Origin of the sequence: Sulfitobacter sp. 1A13421 (assembly GCF_043557285.1) — a bacterium.
In the GTDB taxonomy this organism is placed as follows: Bacteria; Pseudomonadota; Alphaproteobacteria; order Rhodobacterales; family Rhodobacteraceae; genus Sulfitobacter; species Sulfitobacter faviae.
Genome location: NZ_JBIFFQ010000021.1, coordinates 1 through 2682 on the forward strand (window position 1 = coordinate 1; position 2682 = coordinate 2682).

Consider the following 2682-nt stretch of genomic DNA (forward strand, 5'->3'; position numbering starts at 1 on the left):
GTAAGCGCCGTCCCTGTCCCATTGATTTCCACGGTTCCGTTACGCTGATGGAGCGGCGAGTTTCTCTCTGAGTATTCAGAAGGAGATGTTGATGGCGGATGGCGGGAATGGGTTTGACGGCTTCATTGAGGTTGTGCCGCGAACGCGGGGATATCGACGCTGGCCAGATGATGTGAAGGCCCGGATTGTAGCCGAGAGCTTTCAGCCCGGTGTGCGGGTGGTGGATGTCGCGCGACAGCACGGCTTGGCTGCGCATCAACTCTCCGAGTGGCGGCGGCGGGCACGCCAGGGGGAGCTGGTCCTGCCGGCGGACGCCATGGCCGGGGTAGCGCCTGCTGCTCTGCCCGCCTTTGTGCCGGTTACGGTGGAGCCTGAGGACGCTGGTCCGCCAGCGGATGCCGGCCGGGCCGCCGGCATCATCACGATTGAGCTTGGAAGCGATCTGATGTTGCGGGTGCCGGACGATGTTCCGGCGGAGCGAGCAGCAGCGGTGGCGCGCGCATTGCGAGGATCGACATGATTGTCGCGGGGCAGCGCCAGCCTATCTTGATCGCGACGCGGCCGGTAGACTTCCGCTGTGGCCATCGGGCGCTGGCGCTGATCGTACAAACCGAACTGAAGCTCGATCCGCATTCCGGGGTGACGATTGTGTTCCGTTCGAAACGCGGCGACAGGCTGAAGATTTTGGTTTGGGATGGAACAGGTCTCGTGATGGTTTACAAAGTCCTGGAGCAAGGCAGCTTTGCTTGGCCGAAGGTTCAGGATGGGACAATGCGGCTGTCGCGCGCCCAGTACGAAGCTCTGTTTGAAGGTTTGGACTGGCGCCGGATCGTTGCGCAGCGGATCGCTGCCCCCGTTGCTGCGGGTTGATTTATTAGGCTGTTTCGACGTTGTTTTATTGGCTTTTCCTGACTGGAACAGCTATAAATCCACATGTCGCAGCCCTTCGATCTCAGCCTATTTCCAGACCTTCCGCCCGAAGTTGTGAAGGCGTTCGAGGCCGCGCAGTTTGAGCTGGCGGTTGAGCGTGCGGCCCGCCAGCATGAGCAGGCGGTCGTCGCCGAAAAGGACACCTTCATCACCGAGTTGAAGGCGCTGATCGATAAGCTGCAAGGTCAAGTCGGACAATACCGACATGCGAAGTTCGGGCCTAAATCCGAGAAGCTGGACCCTGCGCAGCTCGAACTGGCGCTGGAGGATCTGGAAGCCGCCATCGCCGAGACCCAGGAACAGATTGACGCTGTCGAGGCGAAGATCGCGGCCAGTGAGACCAATCCCGAGAAGAAGGCGCCGCGAAAGAAGCGCAAGGCGCGCGCCTTGCCGGAACACCTGACGCGCGTCGAGCGCATCATTGAGCCAGACAGCATCGTCTGCCCTTGCGGTTGTGGCGAAATGGTCAAGATCGGCGAGGATCGGGTCGACCGGCTGGATTACATCCCGGCGCGGTATCAGGTGATCGTCACAATCCGCCCTAAATACGCCTGTCCCAAAGGTCGCGCAGGCGTGGTGCAGGCGAAAGCCCCGGCGCATCTTCTGGAGGGCAGCTGGCCCACCGAGGCGCTGCTGGCGCAGATCGCCGTGTCCAAGCATTCCGAGCACATGCCGCTGAACCGCCAAGCTGTGGTCATGGCGCGGCACGGTGTGCCCATCGACCGATCGGTCCTCGCCGACTGGATGGGGCGGACCGGTGCGCTGATCGCGCCGGTGGTGGACCGAATGGCGGTGCTGCTGAAACAGGGCAGCACCCGGCTTTATGTCGATGAGACGACCGCCCCCGTTTTGGCCCCCGGACGTGGCAAGACCAAGACCGGCTATCTTTGGGCGGTGCTGCGCGACGATCGCGGTTGGAACGGCCCGGCGCCACCGGGTGTGGTGTTCCACTATCGGCCCGGCCGAAAGGGCGAATACGCCAATGAACTCCTGACTGGCTTCAATGGCACGATCCAAGTCGACGCCTATGGCGGCTATACCCATCTGGCTAAGCCAAACCGCGAGGGGGGTGAGCCGTTGAAGCTGGCATTCTGCTGGGCCCATGGGCGGCGCAAGCTGATCAAGGCCACGCCGCAGAAAGGCTCGCCCATCGTTGACGAGGCGTTGGTGCGCATCGCGGCGCTGTACAAGATCGAGGATGCCATCCGCGGGTCAGCGCCTGAGCATCGTCGGGCGGTCCGCCAAGAATTGTCCCGCCCTCTGGTAGATCAGTTCTTCGCCTGGTTGGCCGCCCAGGCCACGCGCGTCTCGCGCAAATCCGACCTCGGTGTAGCGCTTGCCTACATGCTGCGGCGACAAGTCGGCTTCCAGCTCTTCCTCGAGGATGGCCATGTCGACATGGACTCCAACCTGGTCGAGAACGCCATCCGCAGCCCGGCCATGAATCGCCGCAACGCGCTTTTTGCCGGCCACGATGAGGGCGGCCGTTCTTGGGCGCGCTTCGCAAGCCTCATCGGATCCTGCAAGATGAACGGTGTAGAGCCCTATGCTTACCTGCACGACCTCTTCACCAAGCTCGCCAACGGTCATCTCGACCAAGATATCGATGCTTTAATGCCATGGGCCTACGCTGCGGCCTCATCCCCTCAGAATGAGCTCATCCGGTAGTCCCCAGTGAGCTCATTCTGAGCACTCACGAAAGCGAAAACCCGACCGCAAGTAGATTCACAATGGGCCGCGGACGGCGCATAC

Annotated in this window: 4 protein-coding genes; 3 read left to right on the forward strand and 1 reads right to left on the reverse strand. The window is 62.1% G+C overall.

What is annotated here, in order from left to right; translation table 11 throughout:
- On the reverse strand, window positions 1-256 hold a 256-nt coding region (locus ACGYLI_RS18005; RefSeq protein WP_394420168.1), incomplete at its 3' end, for a hypothetical protein.
- Here ACGYLI_RS18005 and ACGYLI_RS18010 point away from each other — a divergent pair.
- The 3 genes from ACGYLI_RS18010 (at window position 212) to tnpC (ending at window position 2598) form a co-directional block, all read left to right on the forward strand.
- Window positions 212-520, forward strand: a complete 309-nt coding sequence (locus ACGYLI_RS18010; RefSeq protein ID WP_394420167.1) for a transposase — start codon at window positions 212-214, stop codon at window positions 518-520. The two genes, ACGYLI_RS18005 and ACGYLI_RS18010, sit on opposite strands and share 45 nt — an antisense overlap.
- Window positions 517-870 carry an IS66 family insertion sequence element accessory protein TnpB gene (gene tnpB / locus ACGYLI_RS18015; RefSeq protein ID WP_394420165.1) on the forward strand — a complete coding sequence of 118 codons (354 nt, stop codon included), beginning with the start codon at window positions 517-519 and terminating at the stop codon, window positions 868-870. Before ACGYLI_RS18010 ends, tnpB begins: the two co-directional genes overlap by 4 nt.
- Window positions 871-933: 63 nt before the next feature.
- Window positions 934-2598, forward strand: coding sequence for an IS66 family transposase (gene tnpC, locus ACGYLI_RS18020; RefSeq protein WP_394420166.1), 1665 nt, complete (start codon window positions 934-936; stop codon window positions 2596-2598).
- The last annotated feature ends 84 nt before the right edge of the window (window positions 2599-2682 follow it).

Excerpts from the sequence above, each read along its gene's own strand:
- tnpC (WP_394420166.1), top strand. The coding sequence starts at position 934 with ATGTCGCAGCCCTTCGATCTCAGCCTATTTCCAGACCTTCCGCCCGAA.
- tnpB (WP_394420165.1), top strand. The coding sequence starts at position 517 with ATGATTGTCGCGGGGCAGCGCCAGCCTATCTTGATCGCGACGCGGCCG.